The sequence below is a fragment of the Streptomyces sp. NBC_00727 genome (assembly GCF_045161745.1).
Classification (GTDB): domain Bacteria; phylum Actinomycetota; class Actinomycetes; order Streptomycetales; family Streptomycetaceae; genus Streptomyces.
The window spans coordinates 1,919,154-1,943,603 of record NZ_CP108981.1 but is presented as its reverse complement, the minus strand read 5'-3'; the positions used below and the strand labels follow the sequence as shown (position 1 = coordinate 1,943,603).

Annotated in this window: 23 protein-coding genes; 12 read left to right on the top strand and 11 right to left on the bottom strand. The window is 70.6% G+C overall.

Annotation, left to right across the window (positions count from 1 at the left end):
• Window positions 1–39 precede the first annotated feature (39 nt).
• Entirely contained in the window at window positions 40–2,313 is a 2,274-nt protein-coding gene (locus tag OG242_RS08675) for a tetratricopeptide repeat protein (protein ID WP_405897590.1), read from the bottom strand.
• A 242-nt stretch (window positions 2,314–2,555) separates the two neighbouring features.
• Window positions 2,556–3,152, bottom strand: coding sequence for a GNAT family N-acetyltransferase (locus tag OG242_RS08670; RefSeq protein ID WP_405897589.1), 597 nt, complete (start codon window positions 3,150–3,152; stop codon window positions 2,556–2,558).
• Between the two features lie 423 nt (window positions 3,153–3,575).
• On the opposite strand from OG242_RS08670, the gene OG242_RS08665 reads away from it, so the two are divergent.
• The gene (locus OG242_RS08665; protein WP_405897588.1) at window positions 3,576–5,651 is read left to right on the top strand and encodes an alkaline phosphatase family protein; all 2,076 of its coding nucleotides are present in this window, start codon (window positions 3,576–3,578) and stop codon (window positions 5,649–5,651) included.
• 27 nt (window positions 5,652–5,678) lie between these two features.
• Here OG242_RS08665 and OG242_RS08660 read toward each other — a convergent pair whose 3' ends face one another.
• Window positions 5,679–6,494 carry a serine hydrolase domain-containing protein gene (locus OG242_RS08660; protein WP_405901555.1) on the bottom strand — a complete coding sequence of 272 codons (816 nt, stop codon included), beginning with the start codon at window positions 6,492–6,494 and terminating at the stop codon, window positions 5,679–5,681.
• Window positions 6,495–6,585: 91 nt separating this feature from the next.
• Between OG242_RS08660 and OG242_RS08655 the strand changes: the two genes are divergently transcribed.
• The 3 genes from OG242_RS08655 to OG242_RS08645 are packed head-to-tail and all read left to right on the top strand — an operon-like array spanning window position 6,586 to window position 8,550.
• A complete protein-coding gene (locus OG242_RS08655) occupies window positions 6,586–7,047 on the top strand; it encodes a MerR family transcriptional regulator (protein ID WP_405897587.1) in 462 nt (153 codons plus the stop codon).
• Window positions 7,047–8,063, top strand: coding sequence for an aldo/keto reductase (locus OG242_RS08650; protein WP_405897586.1), 1,017 nt, complete (start codon window positions 7,047–7,049; stop codon window positions 8,061–8,063). The genes OG242_RS08655 and OG242_RS08650 overlap by 1 nt, the downstream gene beginning before the upstream one ends.
• Before the next feature lie 46 nt (window positions 8,064–8,109).
• Entirely contained in the window at window positions 8,110–8,550 is a 441-nt protein-coding gene (locus OG242_RS08645) for a VOC family protein (protein ID WP_405897585.1), read from the top strand.
• On the opposite strand, the gene OG242_RS08640 is transcribed toward OG242_RS08645, so the two are convergent.
• The 6 genes from OG242_RS08640 to OG242_RS08615 form a co-directional block, all read right to left on the bottom strand.
• Window positions 8,493–9,593, bottom strand: coding sequence for an alpha/beta hydrolase (locus tag OG242_RS08640; RefSeq protein ID WP_405897584.1), 1,101 nt, complete (start codon window positions 9,591–9,593; stop codon window positions 8,493–8,495). The genes OG242_RS08645 and OG242_RS08640 overlap by 58 nt on opposite strands.
• 191 nt (window positions 9,594–9,784) lie before the next feature.
• Window positions 9,785–10,468: a response regulator gene (locus tag OG242_RS08635; RefSeq protein ID WP_405897583.1), complete on the bottom strand. Its 684-nt coding sequence runs from the start codon at window positions 10,466–10,468 to the stop codon at window positions 9,785–9,787.
• 13 nt (window positions 10,469–10,481) lie between these two features.
• The gene (locus OG242_RS08630; protein ID WP_405897582.1) at window positions 10,482–11,699 is read right to left on the bottom strand and encodes a sensor histidine kinase; all 1,218 of its coding nucleotides are present in this window, start codon (window positions 11,697–11,699) and stop codon (window positions 10,482–10,484) included.
• A gap of 9 nt (window positions 11,700–11,708) precedes the next feature.
• On the bottom strand, window positions 11,709–12,650 hold the full coding sequence (locus tag OG242_RS08625; RefSeq protein ID WP_405897581.1) for a DUF4429 domain-containing protein: 942 nt from the start codon (window positions 12,648–12,650) through the stop codon (window positions 11,709–11,711).
• 87 nt (window positions 12,651–12,737) lie between these two features.
• Complete coding sequence (locus tag OG242_RS08620; RefSeq protein WP_405897580.1) at window positions 12,738–13,949, bottom strand: alpha/beta hydrolase; 1,212 nt, start codon at window positions 13,947–13,949, stop codon at window positions 12,738–12,740.
• A gap of 175 nt (window positions 13,950–14,124) precedes the next feature.
• Window positions 14,125–14,634, bottom strand: a complete 510-nt coding sequence (locus OG242_RS08615) for a TetR family transcriptional regulator (RefSeq protein ID WP_405901554.1) — start codon at window positions 14,632–14,634, stop codon at window positions 14,125–14,127.
• Window positions 14,635–14,740: 106 nt separating this feature from the next.
• Here OG242_RS08615 and OG242_RS08610 point away from each other — a divergent pair, with 106 nt between their 5' ends.
• Together OG242_RS08610 and OG242_RS08605 are read left to right on the top strand one after the other, a co-directional pair.
• On the top strand, window positions 14,741–14,887 hold the full coding sequence (locus tag OG242_RS08610) for a hypothetical protein (RefSeq protein ID WP_405901783.1): 147 nt from the start codon (window positions 14,741–14,743) through the stop codon (window positions 14,885–14,887).
• Window positions 14,888–15,050: 163 nt separating this feature from the next.
• A complete protein-coding gene (locus tag OG242_RS08605; protein WP_405897579.1) occupies window positions 15,051–15,476 on the top strand; it encodes a peptidase inhibitor family I36 protein in 426 nt (141 codons plus the stop codon).
• Window positions 15,477–15,544: 68 nt separating this feature from the next.
• Here OG242_RS08605 and aceE read toward each other — a convergent pair whose 3' ends face one another.
• Window positions 15,545–18,286, bottom strand: a complete 2,742-nt coding sequence (gene aceE, locus OG242_RS08600; RefSeq protein WP_405897578.1) for a pyruvate dehydrogenase (acetyl-transferring), homodimeric type — start codon at window positions 18,284–18,286, stop codon at window positions 15,545–15,547.
• Between the two features lie 539 nt (window positions 18,287–18,825).
• Between aceE and OG242_RS08595 the strand changes: the two genes are divergently transcribed.
• The 6 genes from OG242_RS08595 to OG242_RS08570 all read left to right on the top strand — a co-directional run bounded on the left by OG242_RS08595 (window position 18,826) and on the right by OG242_RS08570 (window position 23,483).
• Entirely contained in the window at window positions 18,826–19,263 is a 438-nt protein-coding gene (locus OG242_RS08595) for a DUF3052 domain-containing protein (RefSeq protein ID WP_405897577.1), read from the top strand.
• A 211-nt stretch (window positions 19,264–19,474) separates the two neighbouring features.
• Window positions 19,475–19,933 carry a peroxiredoxin gene (locus tag OG242_RS08590; RefSeq protein WP_405897576.1) on the top strand — a complete coding sequence of 153 codons (459 nt, stop codon included), beginning with the start codon at window positions 19,475–19,477 and terminating at the stop codon, window positions 19,931–19,933.
• Between the two features lie 149 nt (window positions 19,934–20,082).
• Window positions 20,083–20,658: a TerD family protein gene (locus OG242_RS08585; protein ID WP_405897575.1), complete on the top strand. Its 576-nt coding sequence runs from the start codon at window positions 20,083–20,085 to the stop codon at window positions 20,656–20,658.
• A gap of 160 nt (window positions 20,659–20,818) precedes the next feature.
• On the top strand, window positions 20,819–21,394 hold the full coding sequence (locus OG242_RS08580; protein WP_405897574.1) for a TerD family protein: 576 nt from the start codon (window positions 20,819–20,821) through the stop codon (window positions 21,392–21,394).
• Between the two features lie 70 nt (window positions 21,395–21,464).
• Entirely contained in the window at window positions 21,465–22,592 is a 1,128-nt protein-coding gene (locus OG242_RS08575; RefSeq protein WP_405897573.1) for a DUF475 domain-containing protein, read from the top strand.
• Window positions 22,593–22,748: 156 nt separating this feature from the next.
• Window positions 22,749–23,483, top strand: coding sequence for a Tellurium resistance (locus OG242_RS08570; protein ID WP_405897572.1), 735 nt, complete (start codon window positions 22,749–22,751; stop codon window positions 23,481–23,483).
• 24 nt (window positions 23,484–23,507) lie between these two features.
• Here OG242_RS08570 and OG242_RS08565 read toward each other — a convergent pair whose 3' ends face one another.
• A complete protein-coding gene (locus OG242_RS08565; RefSeq protein WP_405897571.1) occupies window positions 23,508–24,350 on the bottom strand; it encodes a TerD family protein in 843 nt (280 codons plus the stop codon).
• Window positions 24,351–24,450: the final 100 nt, after the last annotated feature.

Genomic DNA, 24,450 nt, shown 5'->3' with positions numbered 1-24,450 from the left:
CGCCGCCTGTCCGATTCGCACGTCCGACGTTGGCCCGGTTCAGCGGTGTCGCTGCCGCCGTCCTGTCTCGGACCAACAGACAGCCAGTTGCGAGCGGGTCCTCAGGGAGTCCGGGTGGTCGGCGCCCAGTACGCGCACGCGGCCGGAGAGGGTCTGTTCCAGCAACTCGGCGGCTTGAGCGTGTTCGCCCATCCGGTGCAGTGCGTCCGCGAGATTGTGTCCGCTGGTCAAGGTATGCGGATGGTCCGGGCCGAGGGCACGGCTGCGGTCTGCGAACACTGTTCGGTGCAGCTCCGCGGCGCGGGCCGGATCGCCTTGATGGTTGACCGTGGCGGCGAGGTTGTCGCGGCTGGTGAAGGTGACAGGGTGATCGGGACCCAGTACGCGCGTGCATTCGGCGATGTTCTGCGTGTGCAGCGTAGCCGCCGCGGTGTGATCACCGAGCTGGTCGAATGACTTGGCCAGGTTGTCGCGGCTGATCAGGGTCAGGAGGTGATCCGCTCCCAGGAGCCTGGTGCGGTCTGCGAGCACCATGGAATGCAGGGAGGCCGCCTCTGCGTATTGACCGCGAAGTTGCAGAACGTAGCCGACATTGTTGCGGCTCGTGAGCGTATCGGGATGCTCCGGTCCCAGCACCCGGATCCGGTCGGCCAGATTCTGCCGGTGGATTCCTTCGGACCGTTCGTACCTGCCGAGACTGTGAAGGCTGTTGGCGAAGTGGTTGCGGGCGGTGAATGTGTCCGGGTGCTGGGCGCCGAGCAACTCGAGGCGATGGGCGAGTACGGTCTGCCGCAGGCTGAGCTGGAGGGCATAGCTTCCCGCGTCGCCCAGCACGTCCGCCAGTGTGTTGAGAGCGCCGCAGGCGTCCTCGGACGGCACGAGTGCCGGGTGGTCGAGCAGAAGAGGCAGATGCGGGGCGAGTAACCGTGCTGTGGGCCAGCCGGCCACTCCGGCGGTGCGGAGATTCGTCACCTCACTCCGCAGGGCGTCGATCATTGCTTGCTCGTAGCTGTGGAGACGGTCCGTCTCATCGGTGGTCAGAGCCAGCGCGGTGATCTCGCGGACGAGCGGGTGGAGGGTGACATTGCTTCCTGCGCGAGGGCCTGCCCCGGGCACGCTTGGCTCTTCCGCCGGAACGCCCAGTAAGCCGTAGCGTTCGAGACCCGCCAAGGCCTGGTCCAGGGCGGCCTGGCCGACGGGCCGGCCGACTGCGGTCGTCAGTAGTTCCGGTGTGATGAAGGCCAGGGGCACCGGTGCCTCCGCGAACAGTGACAGTTGGCGTAGCAGTGGGCGGGCCAGTGGTACACCTTCGCGGTCGAGTTGGTCGAGTGAGATTTCCCAGGTGCGCCCGACGGTGGACCTGGCCACGTTCGGATCCGTAGGACGCGGGCTGTCAGCACCCACCAAGGCGGTCAATTCCTCTTCCAGCGCGGTCTGATATGCGGCGAAGTCACGGTGCCTGCTCGTGGACCCCGTCACATAGTGTCCGGCTGCCTGCAGGGCCAGGGGAAGCCCCCCGAGCCGGGAAGACAGCATTTCGGCCTCCACCAGTGTGCCGCCATCGGGTGCACTGTCCAACAGGACCTTGCCGCCCGCAGCCGCCGGAAGCGGTTCGAGCCTGATCAAATCCGCCGCGTGTCCCCACGTCGCGGAGGCCGTGTCCCGGCTGGTGACCAGGAGCAGGCCCCGTCCGTAGGGGCGGATCCAGCCGCGGTAGTCGGCGACCCCCTCGCCTTCCGGGCTGGTCTGCTCGGTTTCGTCGGCGTTGTCAACGACCAACAGCCACTTCTTCGTTCTGGAGAAATGCCGCCACACAGCATCGGGGAGATTGTCGTTGCCCGTCTGCGCGGCACCGATCGCGCTGCGTGGCATGCCACAGCCGACGGCTGCCTGGATGAGATCGTCCGAGAGGGATTCCGGACCGCGCCAGCGACTCCAGAAGACCGCGTATCCGTCGCGGCGGGCGTACTCGGCCAGTGCTGCCGCGAGCGTCGTCTTGCCCATGCCGCCCGCCGCGCACAGCACCGCGAACCGGCCGTCGGGTTTCTTGAGCAGCGCCCTGAGCCGGGCGATCTCCCGGTCGCGGCCGCGCACGCGCTCAAGGACCACGTGCGGCGGATGGAGTGAACCGGTCCGGGCGCTGGATGCCGGGCCTCCGCCGTTCTCGGCTGCACCATCCAGCGGGCGGCTCGCGGCGGCCAAACCCGCGCTCAGGACGCCGAGTACACCGAAGACCGTCCAGAGCACCCACGGATGGTCGGCCCACTCCGGTACGGCCGTACCCGCGCGTTCGGCAACGGTACCCAGCACCACCGTGACAAAGGCTCCCAGTCCAGCAGCGGTGGCTCCCGCTCCCGCACGTGTCCGAACTGCTCGAATCCGACGCATGCCGGAACCCTCCCCCCGAGAGCACTGCACTGATGACTCAGCGCATCGTAGATCGAAGGGTTCCACGGCACCGTCGGCCTGTATAGGTTCCGATGGGCGGGGAGGACTCCCCCGTGGAGCGTGGGCCCGTCGCGCCGGCGAGCCGGAGGCCGCTGAACGGTGACAGTTCAGTACCGGACGCTCTCCCGCCGCCACATCGACCACATCGGCGGCCCCGACCGGAACGTCATCTCCTCGCGCACCTCGAAGCCGTGCCGGCGGTAGAACGTGAGGTTGCGGCTGTTGCTGGACTCCAGGAACACCGGGCGGCCGTCCGCGTCCGCGCGTTCCAGGAGGCCGGCGAGGACCGTCGACCCGCGGCCGGTCCCGCGCGCGTCCGCGTGGGTGCCGATGTACTCCACGTACCAGTGCGCGGGGCGGACCGGGTGGCGGTGCTCCAGGGCCAGCAACCGGACCGCCGTGCGCGGCAGTTGGACCCGGGCCGCCCGCAGCAGCGTGCCCGCGTTGCGCAGCAGGTAGGTCACCGGGAGCTTCCACGCGCCGGGCTCCGCCCAGACCGCCGCCACCGTGCGGGCCGGGTCCGTCCACACCCGGCCCGCCGGGACCTGCTGGGTCAGGTGCGCGGTGAACAGCAGCCGCAGCCGCCGGTCCCGGTCGTGCGGCATCAGCCAGGACCACACCGGGTCCTCCGCGTACGCGGAGGCCAGTACGCCCGCGAGCGCGGGGACGTCGGACGCGGTGGCGCGGACTATGTCGTCGGTCATGGGCGCGGAGCGTAGCGGCGGTCCGTGACCGGCGGCCAGCGTCCCGGCAAGACCGGCCGACCGGCCATCGGAGCGCGATTTCCGGCTATCACCGTGCGGGATCTCGACTGCGTGCCGTGGCCATGGAAATCTGCCGGTGCCTCAGGAATACGTCCACGGTTCGCCCGCCGTTCGTACCGGCGGCCTAGGGCCTGTATTGAGTTGTGGCGCGGCGTCGCGACGCCCGGCACGCACGCTCACGGCACGGCCGAAATGCCCAAGTAGCTCCGCTACGAGGACATCCCGACCGCACCGTGATCGCACGCACCGAACGCCGCTCCTTCTCCCGCGCCACAACTCAATACAGGCCCTAGTTTTCGCAGGCGCGCGCAGACGTCCTTCTTCCTCCTTGTGAACGACTCTCTCCCTCCCAGAGGTGCCCCGATGACCCTTCAGATCAGCGAACCCCCGTGCCCGAGCGACGCCCTCGACGCCGGCGAGCTCACCAACGAGATGCGCATCAGCCGCCGCCGGATGCTGCAGACGGCCGCCGTCTCGCTCGGCGCCATCGCCGCCGGACCGGTGGCCGAGGCGGTCGGCGGGGCACGGGCCGAGGCGGCCGAGTACCGCCTGCCCAAGGGCTTCAGGGGCGACATCTCCGACCTGAAGCACGTGGTGATCCTCATGCAGGAGAACCGGTCCTTCGACCACTACCTCGGCCAGCTCAAAGGCGTCCGCGGGCACGACGACAAGCAGGTCCTGACGTTCCAGGACGGCACCACCGTCTTCCAGCAGCGCGCCGCCGACGGCACCATCGTGACGCCCGCCGTGTCGACCGCCACCTGGAGCGACAAGCACAGCTTCTACGGGGCCGACGAAGGGCGGTGGGACACCTGGGTGCAGGACAAGGGTGACCACTGCATGTGGTACTACACGCCCGACTACATGCCGTGGATGTACTCGCTGGCCTCCCAGTACACCGTCTGCGACATGAACTTCTGCTCGCTGCACGGGCCCACCATCCCCAACCGCTACTACCTGATGAGCGGCACGGCGGGCGGCGAGACCAGCAACGCCGGCCAGAACAACTACACCCGCCGCTGGACCACCGTCCCCGAACAGCTCCAGCAGGCCGGTATCAACTGGCGGGTCTACTCGGACAACAGCGGCAACGGCGTCGGCAAGAGCCTCCAGAGCGGATACGTCGGCGAGTACGGCTGCAACGTCACCAACAGCTTCGCCTCCTTCGACCCCCGCACCGCGGACGCGGCCGAACTCGAACCGGGCACCGGAAAGGTCTGGAAGGCCAACTCCTTCGTCTACGCGGGTGCCACGACGCCCAACGACGACTCCGAGGCCAACCTGGACGCCGTCCTGCGCGACCTGATCGCCGCCTGCGAGCCCGGCGCCGAGCACCCGCTGCCCGAGGTCTCCTGGGTGGTCATGCCCGCCGCGTGGAGCGAGCACCCGGGCTTCGACACGGTGCACGGTGAGCGGTACATGAACAAGGTGCTGAAGACGCTCCAGAGCAACGAGGACATCTGGAACCACACCCTGGTGATCATCACCTACGACGAGAACGACGGAAAGTTCGACCACGTCCTGCCGCCGCGCCCGGAGGCGGGCACGCCCGGCGAGTTCTCCGGCACCACCCCGTACGGCTTCGGGCCCCGGGTCCCGATGCTGCTGGTCTCGCCGTGGACCCGGGGCGGGTACGTGGCCTCGGAGGTCTTCGACCACACCTCGACCGTGAAGTTCCTGGAGACCTGGGCGGCGCACCTCGGCAAGCCGTTCACCTGCCCGAACATCACCCCGTGGCGCCGCTCCATCGCCGGCGACCTGACCAGCGCGATCGACTTCGCGCACCCGCGCCCCGGCCCGGTCGTCATCGCCGACCCGGTCACCGGCACCCCGCCGAGGCCGCCGCGCGACCGGATGGAGCCGCGCGGGCTCTCCTTCCACCCGCACGCCACGTTCACCGAGGACCGCGCAACGGGCACGGTGACCGCGTCGATGACCCTGACCGGCGGCCCCTCGGGCAAGGCGGTGAGCCTCCAGGTCTTCCCCGACCGGTACCTGCCGTTCTCCAACACCCCGTACACGGTGAGCGCGGCGGACCCCCGCGCGTACACCTGGGACACGACGCGGACGGACGGCAAGTACGCCTTCTCGGTGTACGGGCCCGACGGCTTCCTGCGCTCCTTCGCCGGAGAGGTGCTCCCCGAGGACGCGAGCACCCGGCACATCGGTCTCCCGCGCGTCGAGGCGCGGCTGGTCAGGGGCAGGCGCCCCGCGGTCCGGCTGGCGCTGCACAACGACGGCCGGCACCCGGTCCGCTACACCCTGCGGGCCAACGACTACGCCGGCGGCACCCGCAAGGTCACCGTCCCCGGCGGCCGCTCCACCGTCGTGGACTGGCCCACCGAGCACGGCTACTACGACGTGGTGCTCACCGCGGACACCGGCACGGGCTGGACCCAGCGGTACGCGGGCCGGGTGGCGACGGCCGACGAACGCTGACCGGGGCGGCGGGCGCCGGCGCCCCGGTCAGCCCGCCAGTTCCGCCAGCACCGCGTCGGTGAACGCGGGCCACACCTCGGCCGCCCACGGTCCGAAGGCCCGGTCGGTGAGCGCGACGCAGGCCGCGCCCGCGGCCGGGTCGATCCACAGGAAGGTGCCCGACTGACCGAAGTGGCCGAAGGTCGCGGGGGAGGACGAGGCGCCGGTCCAGTGCGGGGACTTGGCGTCGCGGATCTCGAAGCCGAGGCCCCAGTCGTTGGGGTTCTGGTGGCCGTAGCCGGGAAGGACGCCCTTCAGGCCGGGGTGGACGACGCTCTGCGCGGCGAGCACCGTGCGCGGGTCGAGGAGGCGGGGGGCCTGCACCTCGGCGGCGAAGCGCACCAGGTCGTCGACCGTGGAGACGCCGTCCTTGGCGGGGGAGCCGTCCAGGGTGGTCGCGGTCATCCCGAGGGGCTCCAGGACCGCCTGTCGAACATATTCCGGGAACGGGATGTCGGCGGCCTTCGCGATGTGGTCGCCCAGCACCTCGAAGCCCGCGTTGGAGTAGAGGCGCCGGTTGCCGGGAGGGGCCATCACCCGGTGCTCGTCGAAGGCGAGGCCACTGGTGTGGGAGAGGAGGTGGCGCACGGTCGAGCCCTCGGGACCCGCCGGTTCGTCGAGCTCGATCGCGCCCTCCTCGTACGCCACCAGCGCCGCGTAGGCGGCGATCGGTTTGGTGACGGAGGCGAGGGGGAAGCGGTGCGCGGTCGGGCCGTGCGTACCGGCGACCGTGCCGTCCGCTCGTACGACGGCCGCCGCCGCGGTGGGGACGGGCCAGTTCTCGATCATCGCCAGGCTCTGCATGCGTACGAGAGTAGATTCCATGTCCCACCTGTCGGAAACCGCACCCGGTCATGCTTGCTTCGAGTGCACTCCAACGTCATAGCGTGGAGGCATGACCGTGATGCAGACCACCGCGAGCCGGACCGACCTCTGCGCCTCCGCCCCGTCGGCGCACCCGCGCCCCGAGGGGCAGGACCGCTACACGATCAGCGAGGTCGCCGCGTTCACCGGGCTGACCGCCCACACCCTGCGCTGGTACGAGCGGATCGGCCTCATGCCGCACGTCGACCGGTCGCACACCGGCCAGCGCCGCTTCAGCAACCGGGACCTGGACTGGCTCGCCTTCGTCACCAAGCTGCGGCTGACCGGGATGCCGGTGGCCCACATGGTCCGGTACGCCGAGCTCATACGCGAGGGCGATCACACCTTCGAGGAACGGCAGGAACTGCTGGAGGCGACCCGCCGCGACGTGAGGACGCGGATAGCGGAGCTCCAGGACACCCTGGCCGTACTGGACTACAAGATCGACTTCTATGCGGGCGCCCGCGGGGCGCCGGAAGGGCCCAGTGCCTGATGACTGACAACAAGATCGCCACCGTGGAGCTCGGCAGGGGCGGCCCGCGGGTCGGGGTCCAGGGCCTCGGCTGCATGGGCATCAGCGAGTTCTACGGTGACACCGACGAGGTCTCGGCCCGCGAGACGCTGGAAACGGCGCTCGCGGCGGGCGTCACCCTCTTCGACACCGCCGACATCTACGGCAGCGGCGCCAACGAGACGTTCCTCGCGCCGTTCGTCGGGGCGCACCGCGACGGGATCACCCTCGCCACCAAGTTCGGCATCGAGCGGCGCGACGAGGACCCGGACTACCGGGGCGTGAACAACGACCCCGCCTACATCCGCAAGGCCGTCGAGGCGAGCCTGCGCCGGCTCGGCACCGACGTGATCGACCTGTACTACATGCACCGCCACGACCCCGCCGTCCCGTTCGCGGAGTCCGTCGGCGCCATGGCCGAGCTGGTCCGGGCGGGCAAGGTCAAGCAGCTCGGGCTCAGCGAGGTGACCGGCGCCGAACTGCGCGAGGCGCACGCCGTGCACCCGATCGCCGCCCTCCAGTCCGAGTGGTCCCTGTTCAGCCGGGACGTCGAGCGCAGCGCGCTCGCCGCCGCCGCCGAACTGGGCGTGACGGTCGTGCCCTACTCGCCGCTGGGCCGGGGCTTCCTCACCGGGTCGTTCGCGGACGCGGGCAAGGAGCTGGCCCCGGGCGACTTCCGCGCCTCGCAGCCCCGCATGACCGGTGAGAACGCGAAGGCCAACGCGGCGCTCCTGGAGCCCGTCCACAAGATCGCCGCCGCGCACGGGGCGACCGCCGGGCAGGTCGCGCTCGCCTGGGTGCAGCAGCGCGCCCAGGTGCACGGCATCACCGTCGTCCCCATCCCGGGCACCCGCAGGAGCCACCGCCTCCTGGAGAACGTGGGCGCGACCCGCCTCACGCTCACCGACGACGAACTGGCCCTCCTCGAACCGATCGCCGGGCAGGTCGCGGGCGACCGCTACCAGGACATGAGCCTGACCTCGCTCGCGCGCGAGTAGCGGGCGGGTAGCCTCCGCACGAGGAAGCGACAGAGGAGGCAGCAGCATGGCGATCAGGCGGATGGACAACGTCGGCATCGTCGTCGAGGACCTGGACGCCGCCGTCGCGTTCTTCGCGGAGCTCGGGATGGAGCTTGAGGGCAAGGGCGAGGTCCAGGGCGGCTTCGCCGACCAGTGCACCGGGCTCGACGGCACCCACTGCGAGATCGCGATGCTCCGGACCCCGGACGGCCACAGCCGGCTGGAGCTCGCCAAGTACCTCAGCCCCGCGCTGATCGACGCCCCGCGCGACCGGCCGCACAACGTGCTCGGCACGCACCGCGTCATGTACGCCGTCGACGACATCGAGGACACGGTCGCCCGGCTGCGTCCCCTCGGCGGTGAACTTGTCGGCTCCGTCGCCCGGTTCGAGGACAGCTACCTGCTCTGCTACCTGCGCGGCCCGGACGGCGTCATCGTCGGCCTGGCGGAGGAGCTGGGCCGGTAGTCGTACGCACCTGTCGCGATCGCCGTGAACGCGCGCAGCGACTCCGTGCCCGGGGCGAAGTAGCCGGTGTGTCCCTCCGCGTCGTCGGCGGGCACCCGGCGGGCGCCGAAGCCCGGCGACGCGGGGTCCGCGCCGTGGCCGAGCCCGGCGAACTCGACGTGCGGGACGTTGGCGATCCAGTCGCCGGGGTCCCTCGCCGCCCACACCCGCGCCCCGGTGCGCAGATCGGCCACGTTGTCCGCGCGCATCCCCGGGGAGCCGAGGACCACCAGGTCGGCGGCGTGCAGCCGGGGCGCGGCCAGGCCGCAGACCACCGAGCCGTAGCTGTGGCAGAACACCGTCGTGACGGGCGTCCCGGCCGCCGCCAGCCCGTCCGTGAACCGGGACAGCCGCACGGAGCCCGCCTCGGCCAGGGTTCCGCGAGCAGCGTCCGGGCCGAGGCCCACCGGGGTGGTGTACCCGGCCCAGGCGATCACGGCGGTGCCCGGACCCGTACGGGCGTACAGCGACCGGGCCATGCCCGCCGGGGTGCCGTACACATCGGTCGTACGGTCGAAGGTGCCGGCGTCGATGTCGGAGCCGGGCACGATTACGGACACCCGCTCGGCGGCCGCCAAGTCACCGAAGACCTCCGCCACTTGGCCCCGGCCACGCGGGTCGAACGCCAGGATGCGGCGGGCCGGGTCATCGGCGAGGTGGGTGTAGCGGGGATCGGGGGAGGCCTTCAGGGCAAGGGCGTTGGCCCGGTAGCGCAGTTCGACGGGCGCCCCGTCCAGGTTGCCGACGACGAGCGGGTGCCGGACCGCCAGTGCCTGCTGCTCAGCGTCCGTGAGTCCCGCGAAGAAACGGGCCGCCGCGGCGGGCGAATCCTCTTCCGGGTCGGGCAGTTCGCGTCCCAGGGTGTGGTCGGCCCGCCAGGACGCCGTACCGGGCGGCGGGCCCGTGACCGCCTGCTGGGCGTTGCCCGCCACCCAGCCGGCCGTCCCCGACACCACGGTGATCGTCAGCGCGACCGTGACCAGGGTCCTCGCGTAACGCCGCATCCGCCCCGCCCTCCCTCTCCGGCCGAACCGGCCGTTCCCCGCGCGCTGTTCGGCGCGACGGGAGGAAGGTAGGAACGCGGTGGGGGCCCGGACGTCACACCGGGGGGCCAACTGCCGTCTGATACCCGGGTAGGGGGTGTAGCGGATCCGTCAGGCGGAGCCGGGGACCACCAGCCGCGCCTCGTGGTGCGTCAGGCGGAGCCGGGGACCACCAGCCCCGCCTCGTACGCGAAGATCACCGCCTGCGCCCGGTCCCGCAGGGAGAGCTTGGCCAGGACGCGCCCGATGTGCGTCTTCACCGTCTGCTCGGCGAGCACCAGCCGGCCGGCGATCTCCTGGTTCGACAGGCCGCGCGCGATCAGCTCCAGGACCTCCGTCTCGCGCGGCGTCAGCCCGTTGAGCCGCAGCGCGGCCCCGCCCCGGGCCGCCGCCGACGGCCGCTGCTTGGCGAAGTCCGCTATCAGACGGCGCGTCACGGACGGGGCGAGCAGCGCGTCGCCCGCCGCCACCACCCGTACCGCCGCGATGAGATCCGCGGGGGGCGCGTCCTTGAGGAGGAAACCGGACGCCCCGGCGCGCAGCGCCTCGTACACGTAGTCGTCCACGTCGAACGTGGTCAGCATCAGCACCCTGGGCACATGGATCACGCCCGGCGGCGGGTCCAGGATTTCGCGGGCCGCCGCGAGGCCGTCCATCTCGGGCATCCGGACGTCCATCAGCACGACGTCCGGGTGGACCCGGCGGCTGACGTCGACGCCCTGGCGCCCGTCCGGCGCCTCGCCGACGACGTCGATGTCCGCCTGCGCCGCCAGCAGGGCCGCGAAGCCCGCCCGCACCATGGCCTGGTCGTCGACGATGATCACACGGATGGTCACGGTTCCTCCGGACTCAGGGGGCGTCGGCGGGCACGGTCGGGGGCAGCGGCAGCCGCGCGGCGACCCGGAACCCCCCGTCCGGCAGCGGCCCGGTGTCCAGCGAGCCGCCGGTCAACCGTACGCGCTCCCGCATCCCGACCAGGCCGTGGCCCGTTCCCGCCGTCTCAAGCGGCGAAACCGGCTGCTCGGGCGGGCCGTTGACGACCAGGACCGTCAGCCGCGCCCCGTCCGAGGAGACCGAGACCCGGGTGCGGGCGCCCGGCGCGTGCCGGACCACGTTGGCCAGCGCCTCCTGCACGATCCGGTACGCCGACAGATCCACGGCCGGCGGTACGTCACCCAGGTCGGCGGCCAGCGACAGTTCGGCAGGCAGCCCCGCCCGCACCGTCGCCTCCACCAGCTGCTGCAAGCGGTCGATCCCCGGCTGCGGGGCCCGCTCGCCCTCCGTGCCGTCGCCGCGCAGCACCACGAGCAGCCGCCGCATCTCGGCCAGCGACTCCCGCGCGCTCGCCGCGATCGTCCCGAACTCCTCGCGCGCCTCGTCCGACAGCTCCGGGAGCCGGTAGGGCGCGGAGTCCGCCTGGACGGTGATCACGGACATATGGTGGGCGACCACGTCGTGCAGCTCGCGGGCGATCCGGGCCCGCTCCTCCAGCAGCGTCCGCCGGGCGCGCTCCGCCTCGCTGACGGTCTCCTGCTCGGCGAGCCGGCGCTGCGCGACGCGCCGTTCCCGTACCGCAGCACCGATCACCAGCACCACGGCCCCGAACAGGGGCAGCAGCAGCGCGCTGCCGTTGCTGCGGTCCGCGCGGACCAGATGGAGGATCAGGCTCGCCGCGCCGGTCGCCAGCCACACGGCGACCAGGACGCGCCGCGATCTGCGCAGGGCCAGCGCGAGGAGCAGGAAGAGGTAGGCGATGAGCGGCGCCGGCGGCCACGGCCACACGTCGTACTCGTGGGCCGGCCGTCCCAGGAGCACCAGCGCGCCCGCGATGTCGGCGGGGAGGACGATCCACCAGGCCCACAGCGGTTGTCGGGCCAGCAGCAGCAGGGGGCCGGCCTGCGTGACGGCCAGCGTGGTGGCGGCGGTGCCGCCGAGCCCGTACTGATCGAGGAGGTTGGCCAGGGTGACGGGGAGGAAGAGCGCAGTCAGGGCGGCGGCGGCGGCCTGCGGCAGGAACCTCGTCCACTGCCCCGGCCCGGTGGTGTGCGCGGGTATCGGCTCGGTCATCGCGGGCGGCTACAGCTCGGCGAGGAGCTGCGCCTTCTTCGCGCTGAACTCCTCGTCGGTCACCAGACCCGCCCGGTGCAGCTCCCCGAGGTGGTGGATGCGCTCCGCGATGTCCGCCGGATCGCGCCGGGCCGCGGCCGTGAGAGGGGCGGCGGCCGGGGGCGCGGACTGCTTCCGGCGTACGGATTCCAGGACGGCCGCCGCGAAGGGCAGCGACTCGTGGACCGGGCCGTAGCCGAGCCCGAAGATCACCGCCGCGGGGTCCTGGTCGGCCCGCGCGGGCCGGGGTATGACCGGCTGGACGCCCGTGGCCGTCCCGGTCCCCAGCCCCGCGCCGGCGAGCACGCCCGATGCCGGGGCCCCAGTCTCCGTCCCCCTGGGCAGCAGCCGCAGATAGCCCTCCAGGCCCTCCGGCGAGCGCCACTCGACCCCGCACAGGTCCTTGACCGGGAACGTCTGGTCGCCGGCCTTCCACTTCTCCGAGGAGGCGCCCGTCCAGGACCAGCGGAAGGAGATCCGCTCGCCGTCGAAGCCGGCCCGGCCGTCGTACGCCTTGAACTGCATCGGCGCCTCGGGGGCGGCCACCAGGAAACGGTCGGCCGGTTCGCCCGCGTCCGCGCCGAGACAGGCGCGCAGTTCGTCCGCGTAGTACTCGGCGAGGGTCTCGCGGGCGGCGGGGAGCACCAGGCGGTACGGGTCGCAGCCGTCCTTCAGCTGTCCGGCCGCCGCCTCCAGGAGCGGGTCGGCGCCGGGACGTGGGACCGCGCGCAGCACCACCGTGCCCCGCTTGCCCGGGGTCAGCGTCACCGATGACAGCGCCGCGTGCGGGACGCGGCGCTCGCGGAGGCTCTGGAGGAGTCTCGGCGTGCGGATACCCCGTTCGTAGCGGATGAGCACGGAGTCGCCGTCGAACTCCCAGGTGGCATGAATTCCGGCCAGCACATCACCCATGCGGCTCATCGTATGCGGCACTTGCCCGCCCCGTCCCCTCTCGGAGTGCACCGCATCCGAAGACCGGACGCGCTGTCTCTACGCGCGTCAGGCTGTCGTGTTGGCGTACACCCCGTCGTTGCAGGTGCTGTCGGCCCGTGCGCAGGTCACCGAGGTGTACGCGCCCACGCCGATCGCGGCGAAGTTGTCGAGGCTCTCGGTGCCCGGCTCGAAATAGCCGCTGTGGCCGACCGCGCCGTCCGCCGAGACGACCCGGGCGCCGAAGTCGTGGTCCACCGGATCGGCGCCGTGGCCTAGGCCCCCGAACTCCAGGTTCGGCACGTCCTCGATCCAGTCCTCGCTGTCCCGCATCGCCCACACGTGCGCCCTGGTGTGCAGCTGACCTGCGTTGTCGGCGCGCATGCCGGGGCTGCCGGCCACCGCGATGTCCTCCACCCGCCCGGGCAGCCTGCTCGCGGCGACCCCGCACAGCACGGAGCCGTAGCTGTGGCAGAACAGCGAGACGGGCGCGGGGCCCGGGAGCGCCCGGACGAGCGCGTCGAGCCGGACCGCCCCGCGCCGGGCGAGGGTGCCCATGGCGGCGTCCATCCCGATGCCGACGGGCGTGGTGTAGTCGGCCCAGGCGATCACCGCGGGACGCGCCTCGGGGCGCGCGGCGCGCTCGGCGGCGTACAGCGACTTGGCCATGCCGACGGGCGCGGCGTTGGTCTTGGCGCCGGTGCGTTCCAGCGTCAGGAGGGTGGTGTCGACGCCGGGCACCACGAGCGAGATCCGGTCGGCCCGGTCGAGGTCGCCGAACACCTCGGCGGCCAGCCCGCGCCCCGACGGGTCGAACGCCAGGAAGTGCCGGTCCTTCGCGAGCATCGAGCGGAAGCGGTCCAGGCGGTGCTGCGCCTCGGCACGGCCGGTGGCGGAGAGCCTGGTGTCGTGGACGCGCTTGCGTTCGACGGCGCTCGCCTGTCCGATCGCCCCCCGGTTCGCCCGGTAACGGGTAGTGACCGGGGCGCCGTTGAGGTTGCCCACGACGAGCGGGTATCTGTCGGCGAGCTGTGCGCGTTGCGCGGCGGTCAGCGTGGCGAAGAAGTGCGCCAGCTTGTACGGCGGTGCGTCGGCCTCCGGCAGCGGCTGTCCCGCTATCGATCCCTTGGCCCAGGCGGCCAGCGCGAGCGTGCGGGAGTCGGCGGAGCGCTGGTGGTGCACGGCGGTCCAGCCGGTGGTCGCGAGCATCACGAAGACGACCGCCAGGGCGAGCAGCGCGCGCCAGGCGGTGAGCGTGGGGGATGAATCGAAGGAAGTCACTCCGGACCACCCTAGGAGACGCGCGTGGCCGGTTTGTGAGCAGAGTGACGTACATCACCCGACTGTGCGGAATGACACGGCGATCGCCTCACGCTGCGTACGGCCTCGCGGCACACTCCGCGCCCTCGGGGGCGCTGCGCTCACGGGCTGTTGACGGGGTGTGTCGCACTGCTGTTCAGGATGTGCGCCATCTCTCGGAGAGGGCCGGGGTGAGCGCGTCGAGGTACGTCTCGGTCAGCGCGCGGAGCGATTCCATGCCGCCGTCCCCTCCCTGCCCCCACAGTTGGCCCGCCGCGCGCATGACCCCGGAGAACGCGGCGACGGCGGCCCGGGGGCGCGGGTCGCGCGGGTCGCGCGGGTCGCGCGCCAGGCTGTCCCAGGCGCACAGCACCGCGCGGCGCTTCGCCTCGAACGGGGCCTCGTCCGCGGGCCGTTGGCGCGGTTCGGAGAGGAAGTGCGACTCCACCATGTCCTGCACGGCGAAGACCGCCGCCTCCTTGCCCGCGAAGCAGCGGAAGAAGGTGCGCCGGCAGACCTCGACCGCATCGGTGATCTCGTCGACGGCCGTCTCCTCGTACCCGTGGGTGGTGAAGAGTTCGAGGGCGGCGACGAGCAGCGCGTCGCGGGTGCGCCGCTTCTTGCGCTCGCGCAGCTCCCGCCGCTCTCGCCGGTCCAGCTCGACCAGGCGTCCTCCGCCATCAAGGTCGGCATGCCGCCCGTCACCGAGGAGACCCGCCGGAGGTCGCGGCCAAGATCGTGGGCGCGTCGCGCACGACACGTTCGTCTCCGGGATGAGCACCGCGTTCGTGGTCGCCGGCATCGTCGCGGTGATCGCCGCCCTGGTCGCCACGCTGACCAAGCGCGGCGAGAACGCGGAGGCGGGCATGGCGGCGGCCACATCTGACGGCCCCGTCACCCCGCGCGTCAACCCACCGTGACCAACGGCCCCGCCGGAGCGATCCGGCGGGGCTGTCACCTGTCCGGGTGAACCCGGCGCCGAACTCTTCCGGTTACGCAGCGTAATCATTCAGGGTGGTGATGGAAGATCCACACCGGTGGACGTTCCATTCGGTGTTTCCATCACACGGGGGTTCATCTCACATGCGTACGACCGCTGTCACGGCCGCCCTGGCCGCCGCCCTTCTCGCCCTCACGGCCCTCTTCTCGTCCCCGCCGGCCCGCGCCACCGCCGCGCCTGACCGGGCCGCCGCGTCCGCCGCGAGGGCGGCCGCCGCGCCCGTCCGGCTCGGGGACTGCGGGAGCGGGCAGCTCTGCCTCTGGGCGAAGCCCGACTTCACCGGGGCCCGGCAGACCCATGAGCTGTCCACCATCGACATCGAGAGCTGCGTGCCGCTGAAGACCGGCGCCACCGCCCAGGCCCTCGCCAACCGCACCGGCCGGCCCGTCACCACCTACCAGTCCGCCGAGTGCCAGGAGACCGGCGAGTTCGAGACGTATCCGGGCGGCGGGACCTGGCTGCCACGCTCCCCGTACCAGGTGCGCGCCTTCAAGGTCTGGGAGAACTGACCGGCCCCGGACATGCCGCGGGGCGGCGGCACCCACCCGGGCACCGCCGCCCCGCACCGGTCACGGTGTCACGCGTCGCCGCCCGCGGCCCCCGGATCGGCTGAGGCCACGTCCAGCAGCTCGTAGCGGTCGACCGCCGTCTTCAGCACCGAACGGTCGATCTTCCCGTCCTTCGCCAGCTCCGTGAGCACCGCGAGCACGATCGACTGCGCGTCGATGTGGAAGTACCGCCGCGCCGCACCCCGTGTGTCCGCGAAGCCGAAGCCGTCCGCACCCAGCGACTGGTACGCACCGGGCACCCAGCGGGCGATCTGGTCCGGCACGGACCGCATCCAGTCCGACACCGCCACGAACGGCCCCTGCGCCCCGGAGAGCTTCCGCGTCACGTACGGGACGCGCTGCTCCTCCTCCGGGTGCAGCAGGTTGTACCGCTCCACGTCCACGGCCTCGCGCCGCAGCTCGTTCCAGGAGGTCGCCGACCAGACGTCCGCCTTCACGTTCCACTCGTCCGCGAGGATGCGCTGCGCCTCGACCGCCCACGGCACCGCCACACCGGACGCCAGGATCTGGGCCGGGATCTCGCCCTTCTCCCCGCTGCTGTAGCGGTAGACACCCTTCAGGATGCCCTCGACGTCCACGTCGGCCGGCTCCGCGGGGTGCTGGATCGGCTCGTTGTAGACGGTGAGGTAGTAGAAGACGTCCTCGTTCTCCTCGGGGGTCCCGCCGTACATCCGGCGCAGACCGTCCTGGACGATGTGCGCGATCTCGTACCCGAACGCCGGGTCGTAGGCCACACACGCCGGGTTGGTCGAGGCCAGCAGCTGGGAGTGCCCGTCGGCGTGCTGGAGGCCCTCGCCGGTCAGCGTCGTCCGGCCGGCGGTCGCGCCCAGCACGAAGCCGCGCGCGAGCTGGTCGGCCATCTGCCAGAACTGGTCACCGGTGCGCTGGAAGCCGAACATCGAGTAGAAGACGTACACCGGGATCAGCGGCTCGCCGTGCGTGGCGTACGCCGAACCCGCGGCGACCAGCGAGGCCGTGCAGCCCGCCTCCGAGATGCCGTCGTGCAGCATCTGCCCGGTCGGCGACTCCTTGTACGCGAGCAGCAGATCGCGGTCCACCGACTCGTACTGCTGTCCGAGCGGGTTGTAGATCTTCGCGCTCGGGAAGAACGCGTCCATGCCGAACGTGCGGTACTCGTCGGGCGCGATCAGCACGAAGCGCTTGCCGATCTCCTTATCCCGCATGAGGTCCTTCAGGATGCGGACGAACGCCATGGTGGTGGCGATCGACTGCTGGCCCGAACCCTTCTTCGCCGTCGCGTACGTCTTGTCCTCGGGCAGCGCCAGCGGCTTCGCGCGCACCACGCGGGTCGGGACGTAACCGCCCAGACCCTTGCGGCGGTCGTGCATGTACTGGATCTCCTCCGAGCCGCGGCCCGGGTGGTAGTACGGCGGGTTGCCGTCCTCCAGCTCCTTGTCGGCGACCGGGATGTGCAGCCGGTCCCGGAACCGCTTCAGGTCCTCGGCGGTCAGCTTCTTCATCTGGTGGGTCGCGTTGCGGCCCTCGAAGTTCGGCCCGAGGGTCCATCCCTTGACCGTCTGCGCCAGGATCACGGTCGGCTGGCCCTTGTGGGCCTTGGCCGCCGCGTACGCCGCGTACACCTTGCGGTGGTCGTGACCGCCGCGCCCCAGGTGCAGGATCTGCTGGTCGGTCATGTCCTTGACCATCTCGCGCAGCCGCGGGTCGTCCCCGAAGAAGTGCTCCCGGATGTACGCGCCGGTCTCCGTCGCGTACGTCTGGAACTGCCCGTCCGGCGTCGTGTTCAGCTTGTTGACCAGGATGCCCGTGCGGTCCTGCGCCAGCAGCGGGTCCCAGGACCGGTCCCAGACCAGCTTGATCACGTTCCACCCGGCGCCCCGGAACTGGGACTCCAGCTCCTGGATGACCTTGCCGTTGCCGCGCACCGGGCCGTCGAGGCGCTGGAGGTTGCAGTTGACGACGAAGGTCAGGTTGTCCAGGCCCTCGCGGGCGGCGATGGACAGCTGGCCCAGCGACTCCGGCTCGTCCATCTCGCCGTCGCCGAGGTACGCCCACACATGCGAGTTCGACGTGTCGGCAAGACCGCGCGCCTCCATGTAGCGGTTCATCCGCGCCTGGTAGATCGCGCCGAGCGGACCGAGGCCCATCGACACGGTCGGGAACTCCCAGAAGTCCGGCATCAGCCGCGGGTGCGGGTAGCTGGACAGCCCGTTCGGCGCCTTCGACTTCTCCTGCCGGAACGCGTCCAGCTGCGCCTCGCTCAGCCGGTCCAGCAGGAACGCGCGGGCGTAGATCCCGGGCGACGCGTGTCCCTGGAAGAAGATCTGGTCACCGCCCAGACCGTCGTCCTTGCCGCGGAAGAAGTGGTTGAAACCGACGTCGTACAACGAGGCGGAGGAGGCGAACGTGGCGATGTGGCCGCCGACGCCGATCCCCGGACGCTGGGCGCGCGAGACCATCACGGCCGCGTTCCAGCGGGTCGCGTTGAGGATCTTGCGCTCGATCTCCTCGTCGCCCGGGAAGAACGGCTCGTCCTTCGTGGCGATCGTGTTCACGTAGTCCGTGCTGCGCATCTCCGGCACCGCGACGCGCTTCTCGCGCGCGCGCTCGATGAGCCGGAGCATGAGATAGCGGGCCCGCTCACGGCCTCGCTCGTCGACGGCGGCGTCGAGGGAGTCGAGCCATTCCTGGGTCTCTTCGGGATCGAAATCCGGGACCTGACTCGGAAGGCCGCCAATGATGATCGGGTTGCGATCGGATCCGGAAGCCACGCTGTTCCTTCGCTGTTCGGTGCTGCGCTTCGGGGCCTGTTACGGGAGTCATGCCCCCGGACATGAGGATGTGTACGCCATCCCCATCGTGTACCGCTGGAACGCGTACGTCATCTCTACCGAGAGGTAACCGCGAACTCGTCCCGGACCCGGTTCCGCCGGGCGGATGGACGGCCGCCGAGTGGGTATCGGTGCAGGCAGAAGGTGTCGGACAGGACGGGGCAGGCAGGATGACAAGGGACGGACCGCAACCATACGCCCAAGGCGTCCAAGTGTTCCCAAACGCTCCTCGACTCCGGATGCCGGGCCGAAACGGCATAAGCTGTCCAAGGACGTAGGACGTGAAGGAAGGGGACGGAGGACGCGGGCCCTCGCAGGGGGCCGCCGACAACACGGCGACGTGACAGGAAACGTCACCGTTTAGGCGGTCTCGTACGCTGGGTACTTGCGCGATCCGCCGCTCCCGTGTGGACTACGGCCAACGCCCCGCGCACGCGCGTGGCTGAAGCTTTTTCCGAAACATGATCAGGAGGCAACCCGTGAGCGCGACCGCGGACCACGCGGAGGAGCGGACCAACCCGGCTGCACGCCTGGGGTTCGAACCCGGACAGGTGGTCCAGGAGATCGGCTACGACGACGACGTCGAGCTGGAGCTCCGTGAGGGCATTGAGGCCACTATCGGCCAGGAACTCGTCGACGAGGAGTACGACGACGTCGCAGACGTCGTCCTGCTCTGGTTCCGCGACGAGGACGGCGACCTTACGGACGCGCTGGTGGATGCCATCGGTCTGCTCGAGGACGGCGGCGTGGTCTGGCTGATGACGCCGAAGACCGGCCGCGACGGATACGTCGAGCCGAGCGACATCAACGAGGCCGCCCAGACCGCCGGGCTCTCCCAGACCAAGAGCGTCAACGCGGGCAAGGACTGGTCGGGAAGCCGTCTCGTTACGCCCAAAGCGGCCAAGGCCAAGCGCTGACCCCACCAACCCCTGAAGGCCCCCGACAGGCGTCCCGCCGGCCGGGGGCCTTCGTACGTCCCGCCGCACATCCGTCCCCGTCGCCCAGTGGCTTGATCCGCTCGTACGCGGGAAGCCTCCCCGGGTGCCGCACGGGCGCCCGGAGGCTCTGCGTAGGGTGGGTGTCACCCGGACGGCCCAGCCCGGTGACGTAGCGAAAGGACGCGTTTTCATGGCGATCGAGGTCGGCACCCAGGCCCCGGATTTCGAGCTGAAGGACAACCACGGCCGGACCGTGAAGCTCTCTGATCTCCGGGGCGAGAAAAACGTGGTGCTCCTGTTCTACCCGTTCGCCTTCACCGGCGTCTGCACGGGCGAGCTGTGCGCGCTCCGCGACGAGCTGCCCACGTTCGAGAACGACGACACGCAGCTGCTGGCCGTCTCCAACGACTCCATCCACACCCTGCGCGTCTTCGCCGAGCAGGAGGGCCTGGAGTACCCGCTGCTCTCCGACTTCTGGCCGCACGGCGAGACCTCGCGGGCCTACGGCGTCTTCGACGAGGAGAAGGGCTGCGCGGTGCGCGGCACCTTCATCATCGACAAGGAGGGCGTGGTGCGCTGGACCGTCGTCAACGGCCTGCCCGACGCGCGCGACCTCAACGACTACATCAAGGCGCTCGGCGCCCTCTGATCCGGTTTCGGGCGGCTCGCGGGCCGATCTGGCCCCGAAAGCCTGTTTAGGCCGGGAACCGGTCACTAGGATCCAGTCGTTGATCCGATGTCAACACGACGTGGAGGCGCCGGCACCGGCCGGCCCCCAAGAAACCAATGGGAGGACTCGTGGGAGTCAGCCTCAGCAAGGGCGGCAACGTCTCGCTGACCAAGGCCGCGCCCAACCTGACCGCGGTCATCGTGGGTCTCGGCTGGGACGCTCGTACCACCACCGGCGGAGACTTCGACCTCGACGCCAGTGCTCTGCTGACGAACGCCGAGGGCAAGGTCGCCAACGACGGCAACTTCGTCTTCTTCAACAACCTCAAGAGCCCCGACGGCTCCGTCGAGCACACCGGTGACAACCTCACCGGTGAGGGCGAGGGCGACGACGAGGTCATCAACGTCAGCCTGGCCACGGTGCCGGCGGACGTCGACAAGATCGTCTTCCCGGTCTCGATCTACGAGGCCGAGACCCGCCAGCAGAGCTTCGGCCAGGTCCGCAACGCGTACATCCGCGTCGTCAACCAGGCCGACAACAGCGAGCTCGCGCGCTACGACCTGTCCGAGGACGCCTCGACCGAGACCGCCATGGTCTTCGGCGAGCTGTACCGCAACGGCGCGGAGTGGAAGTTCCGGGCCATCGGCCAGGGCTACGCCTCCGGTCTGCGCGGCATCGCGCAGGACTTCGGCGTCAACGTCTGACCTGCCCGGGGCCCGGCCCCGGCATCAGCGTCCGCGTCCGGCGCCGCACCACGTGCGGCGCCGGACGCGCTCGATGGACGGTTCCGCCGCCGGACGCACGGGTTCGGCGGCGGGTCCGTCCCGCACCAAAGACGGTTCACAGACTCGGGGAGGACACACCATGGGCGTCACGCTCGCCAAGGGAGGCAATGTCTCCCTCTCCAAGGCCGCACCCAATCTCACCCAGGTGCTGGTCGGGCTCGGCTGGGACGCACGATCCACGACGGGGGCCGACTTCGACCTGGACGCCAGCGCGCTGCTGTGCCAGTCGGGCCGGGTGCTCGGCGACGAGTGGTTCGTGTTCTACAACAACCTCACGAGCCCCGACGGTTCCGTGGAGCACACCGGTGACAACCTCACGGGTGAGGGCGACGGCGACGACGAGTCGATCATCGTGAGCCTCACGCAGGTCCCGGCCCATTGCGACAAGATCGTCTTCCCGGTCTCGATTCACGAGGCCGATAATCGAGGCCAGACTTTCGGCCAGGTCAGTAACGCGTTCATCCGCGTCGTCAATCAGGCCGACGGCCAGGAACTCGCGCGTTACGACCTCACCGAGGACGCCTCCACGGAGACCGCGATGATCTTCGGCGAGCTCTACCGCTACAACGGCGAGTGGAAGTTCCGTGCAGTTGGTCAGGGGTACGCATCGGGGCTGCGGGGCATCGCTCTAGACTTCGGGGTCAACGTTTCGTAAAGCCGCGCACGGCGCGGGGGAGCCCCGTGCACTTCGGGGGAGACCCGTTACATACACGATGGGGTAGCCAGTGCTTCTGAAAACCTTCGGTTGGTCGTTCGCGATCACCGTGATCGGCCTCGTGGCCGCGTGGTTCTACGGGGGGTGGGAGGCGTTCGGAGTCGTGGCGATCCTCTCCGTCCTGGAGATCTCGCTGTCCTTCGACAACGCCGTGGTCAACGCCGGAATCCTGAAGAAGATGTCCGCCTTCTGGCAGAAGATCTTCCTCACCATCGGCGTGATCATCGCGGTCTTCGGTATGCGGCTGGTCTTCCCCGTCGTCATCGTGGCCATTACCGCGAGCCTGAATCCGATCGACGCGATCGATCTCTCGTTCAACGACCCGGACCGCTACAAGGAACTGGTCACGGACGCCCACCCGGCGATCGCCGCCTTCGGTGGCATGTTCCTGCTCATGATCTTCCTCGACTTCATCTTCGAGGACCGTGACATCCAGTGGCTGCGCTGGATCGAGCGCCCGCTCGCCAAGCTCGGCAAGGTCGACATGCTGTCGGTCTGCATCGCTCTGATCGTCCTGCTGATCTCCGCGATGACCTTCGCCGCCAGCGCCCACCAGCACGGCGGCGGGCACGCGGACAAGGCGGAGACCGTCCTGCTCTCCGGTATCGCCGGTCTGATCACGTACCTCGTCGTCGGCGGGCTCTCCGGCTACTTCGAGGACAAGCTCGAAGAGGAGGAGGAGCGCGAGCACGAGGAGGAGGAAGAGGCCAAGCGGACCGGCAAGAAGATCTCCGCGGTCGCCCTCTCCGGCAAGGCCGCGTTCTTCATGTTCCTCTACCTGGAAGTGCTCGACGCGTCCTTCTCGTTCGACGGCGTGATCGGCGCCTTCGCCATCACCAACGAGATCGTGCTCATGGCACTCGGCCTCGGCATCGGCGCCATGTACGTCCGTTCGCTCACGGTCTACCTCGTCCGCCAGGGAACCCTGGACGACTACGTGTACCTGGAGCACGGCGCTCACTACGCGATCGGCGCGCTCGCGGCCATCCTGCTCGTCACGATCCAGTACCAGATCAACGAGATCATCACCGGTCTCGTCGGTGTCGTCCTGATCGCCTGGTCCTTCTGGTCCTCGGTCCGCCGTAACAAGGCGCTGGAGGCCGAGGAAGGAAAGAGCGAAGTGACCGCCGGGGTGTGACCCGGTAGGAATTGAGGGAACGCTCTCTGTGGGGCGGCTCGTACGGCAACACCTCCGGGGGACACACCCGGAGGCGGCCCGGAGCCGCCCCGCAGTGGTGCGTGGGTCGTATGCGCCGCATGCGACGGGTGAGGGACCGAGAGGGCGGGGTCGGGGATGGAGTTCTGGAACAGCCTGTGGCCGGGACGGGAGACGCAGTTCGAGTCGGGCAGCGCGGCCACCAACTCCATCGTGCTCACCCGGCGCCGTCCCACGGTCTCGCTGGCCAAACAGGGCGCGCTCAGCGGCAACCTCCGGGTCAACCTCTCCTGGCGCATGCGCACCTCGGACATCGAGGGCCGCTCCCGCCAGAGCGGCCGGCTGCTGCGCCCGCTCAAGCTCTTCCAGCCGGAGGCCGTCCAGGCGCACACCCAGGGCATGGTCAACGTCGACCTGGACCTGGGCTGCATGTACGAGCTGACGGACGGCACCAAGGGCGTCGTACAGCCCCTGGGCAACCTGCTCGGAGACCTGAACGGGCCGCCCTACATCAGGCTCAGCGGCGACGACCGCTTCGGAGCCCCGTCCGGCGAGACCGTCTACGTCAACCTCGACCAGCGCGAGCACATCAAGCGGCTGCTGTTCTTCGTCTACATCTACGACCAGACTCCGGCCTTCGACCGTACGCACGCCAAGGTGACGCTCTACCCGGGCAACGGGCCGCGCATCGAGATCGAGCTGGACGAGCGTGCCCCGCAGGCCCGCTCCTGCGCGGTGTTCACCGTGGAGAACATCAAGGACGAGCTGATCGTGCGCCGCGAGGTGAAGTTCGTCTACGGCTTCCAGTCCGAGCTCGACCGCATGTACGGCTTCGGCATGCAGTGGGGCCGCGGCTACAAGACCCGTACCTAGGGGTGCCTAGGGGCGCCGTGCCGGTCAGGGCCGTATGAACTGCGGCCCCTGCGGAGGCAGCACGAAGTTCGGGTCGGGCGCAGGTGCCGCCGCCGGCGCGGGCTGGGGATAGCCGTAGGCCGGCTGGGGGTAGCCGTACGCGGGCTGCGGCGCCGGGGCCGCGGTGGGCTGCGGATAGCCGTACGAGGGCTGCTGGTGCAGGACGGTCGCCTGCGAGTCGGGTGCGGGGGCCGGTGCCGGCGGGAACGCGGGCGCCGGCGGCACCTGGGGCCGGTACTGCGGCTCGCGCTGCGCCGGGTCGGGCGCCCGCGGCTCGGGCTCCGCCTCGTCGACCGAGATGCCGAACGCGGTCGCCAGGCCGATCAGCCCGGTCGGGTAGCCCTGCCCGACCGCCCGGAACTTCCATCCGTCGCCGCGCCGGTACAGCTCGCCGCAGATGATCGCGGTCTCCTCGCCCGTCTCCGCGCGCACGTCGAACACGGCGAGCGGTTCGCCGCCGCCGGCCGCCGCCGCGTCGTAGATCAGGATGCGCAGATCGCGTACGGCTCCGAACGCGGCCCCGTCCGAGGACGCGGCGACGACCACCTGGTCGACCGACGGGTCGAGCGCGTTCAGATCGGCCTCGATGGTGTCCGTCAGGCCCTCGGGCAGGCTGCGCTTGGGCAGCCGGCGCACCAGGCCGGACGGATGGCGCGGCTGGTTGTAGAAGACGAAGTCCTCGTCGGAGCGCACGCGCCCGCCGGCGCCGAGCAGCAGGGCCGAGGCGTCCACGTCGGGCACCCCGGCGCCCGGTGTCCAGCGCAGCACGGCCCGTACGGCCATGGCGTCGAGAGAGACGTTCGAGCCTTTCACCATCGCGTGCGTCATGTCCGTCATCCTGCCTGCTGGCCGCCCGTGCGGACAACGCGGGGGTACGGTCCGTATCCCGGCGGCGAGGCGGAATCACCCGGTCCGCCCCCCATCGAAA

What these genes read in the sequence shown, in the direction of transcription:
- OG242_RS08670 (WP_405897589.1), bottom strand. Translation starts at nt 3,152, where the DNA reads ATGACCGACGACATAGTCCGCGCCACCGCGTCCGACGTCCCCGCGCTC.
- OG242_RS08665 (WP_405897588.1), top strand. Translation starts at nt 3,576, where the DNA reads ATGACCCTTCAGATCAGCGAACCCCCGTGCCCGAGCGACGCCCTCGAC.
- OG242_RS08660 (WP_405901555.1), bottom strand. Translation starts at nt 6,494, where the DNA reads ATGCAGAGCCTGGCGATGATCGAGAACTGGCCCGTCCCCACCGCGGCG.
- OG242_RS08655 (WP_405897587.1), top strand. Translation starts at nt 6,586, where the DNA reads ATGACCGTGATGCAGACCACCGCGAGCCGGACCGACCTCTGCGCCTCC.
- OG242_RS08650 (WP_405897586.1), top strand. Translation starts at nt 7,047, where the DNA reads ATGACTGACAACAAGATCGCCACCGTGGAGCTCGGCAGGGGCGGCCCG.
- OG242_RS08645 (WP_405897585.1), top strand. Translation starts at nt 8,110, where the DNA reads ATGGCGATCAGGCGGATGGACAACGTCGGCATCGTCGTCGAGGACCTG.
- OG242_RS08640 (WP_405897584.1), bottom strand. Translation starts at nt 9,593, where the DNA reads ATGCGGCGTTACGCGAGGACCCTGGTCACGGTCGCGCTGACGATCACC.
- OG242_RS08630 (WP_405897582.1), bottom strand. Translation starts at nt 11,699, where the DNA reads ATGACCGAGCCGATACCCGCGCACACCACCGGGCCGGGGCAGTGGACG.
- OG242_RS08625 (WP_405897581.1), bottom strand. Translation starts at nt 12,650, where the DNA reads ATGGGTGATGTGCTGGCCGGAATTCATGCCACCTGGGAGTTCGACGGC.
- OG242_RS08610 (WP_405901783.1), top strand. Translation starts at nt 14,741, where the DNA reads ATGAGCACCGCGTTCGTGGTCGCCGGCATCGTCGCGGTGATCGCCGCC.
- OG242_RS08605 (WP_405897579.1), top strand. Translation starts at nt 15,051, where the DNA reads ATGCGTACGACCGCTGTCACGGCCGCCCTGGCCGCCGCCCTTCTCGCC.
- OG242_RS08590 (WP_405897576.1), top strand. Translation starts at nt 19,475, where the DNA reads ATGGCGATCGAGGTCGGCACCCAGGCCCCGGATTTCGAGCTGAAGGAC.
- OG242_RS08580 (WP_405897574.1), top strand. Translation starts at nt 20,819, where the DNA reads ATGGGCGTCACGCTCGCCAAGGGAGGCAATGTCTCCCTCTCCAAGGCC.
- OG242_RS08570 (WP_405897572.1), top strand. Translation starts at nt 22,749, where the DNA reads ATGGAGTTCTGGAACAGCCTGTGGCCGGGACGGGAGACGCAGTTCGAG.
- OG242_RS08565 (WP_405897571.1), bottom strand. Translation starts at nt 24,350, where the DNA reads ATGACGCACGCGATGGTGAAAGGCTCGAACGTCTCTCTCGACGCCATG.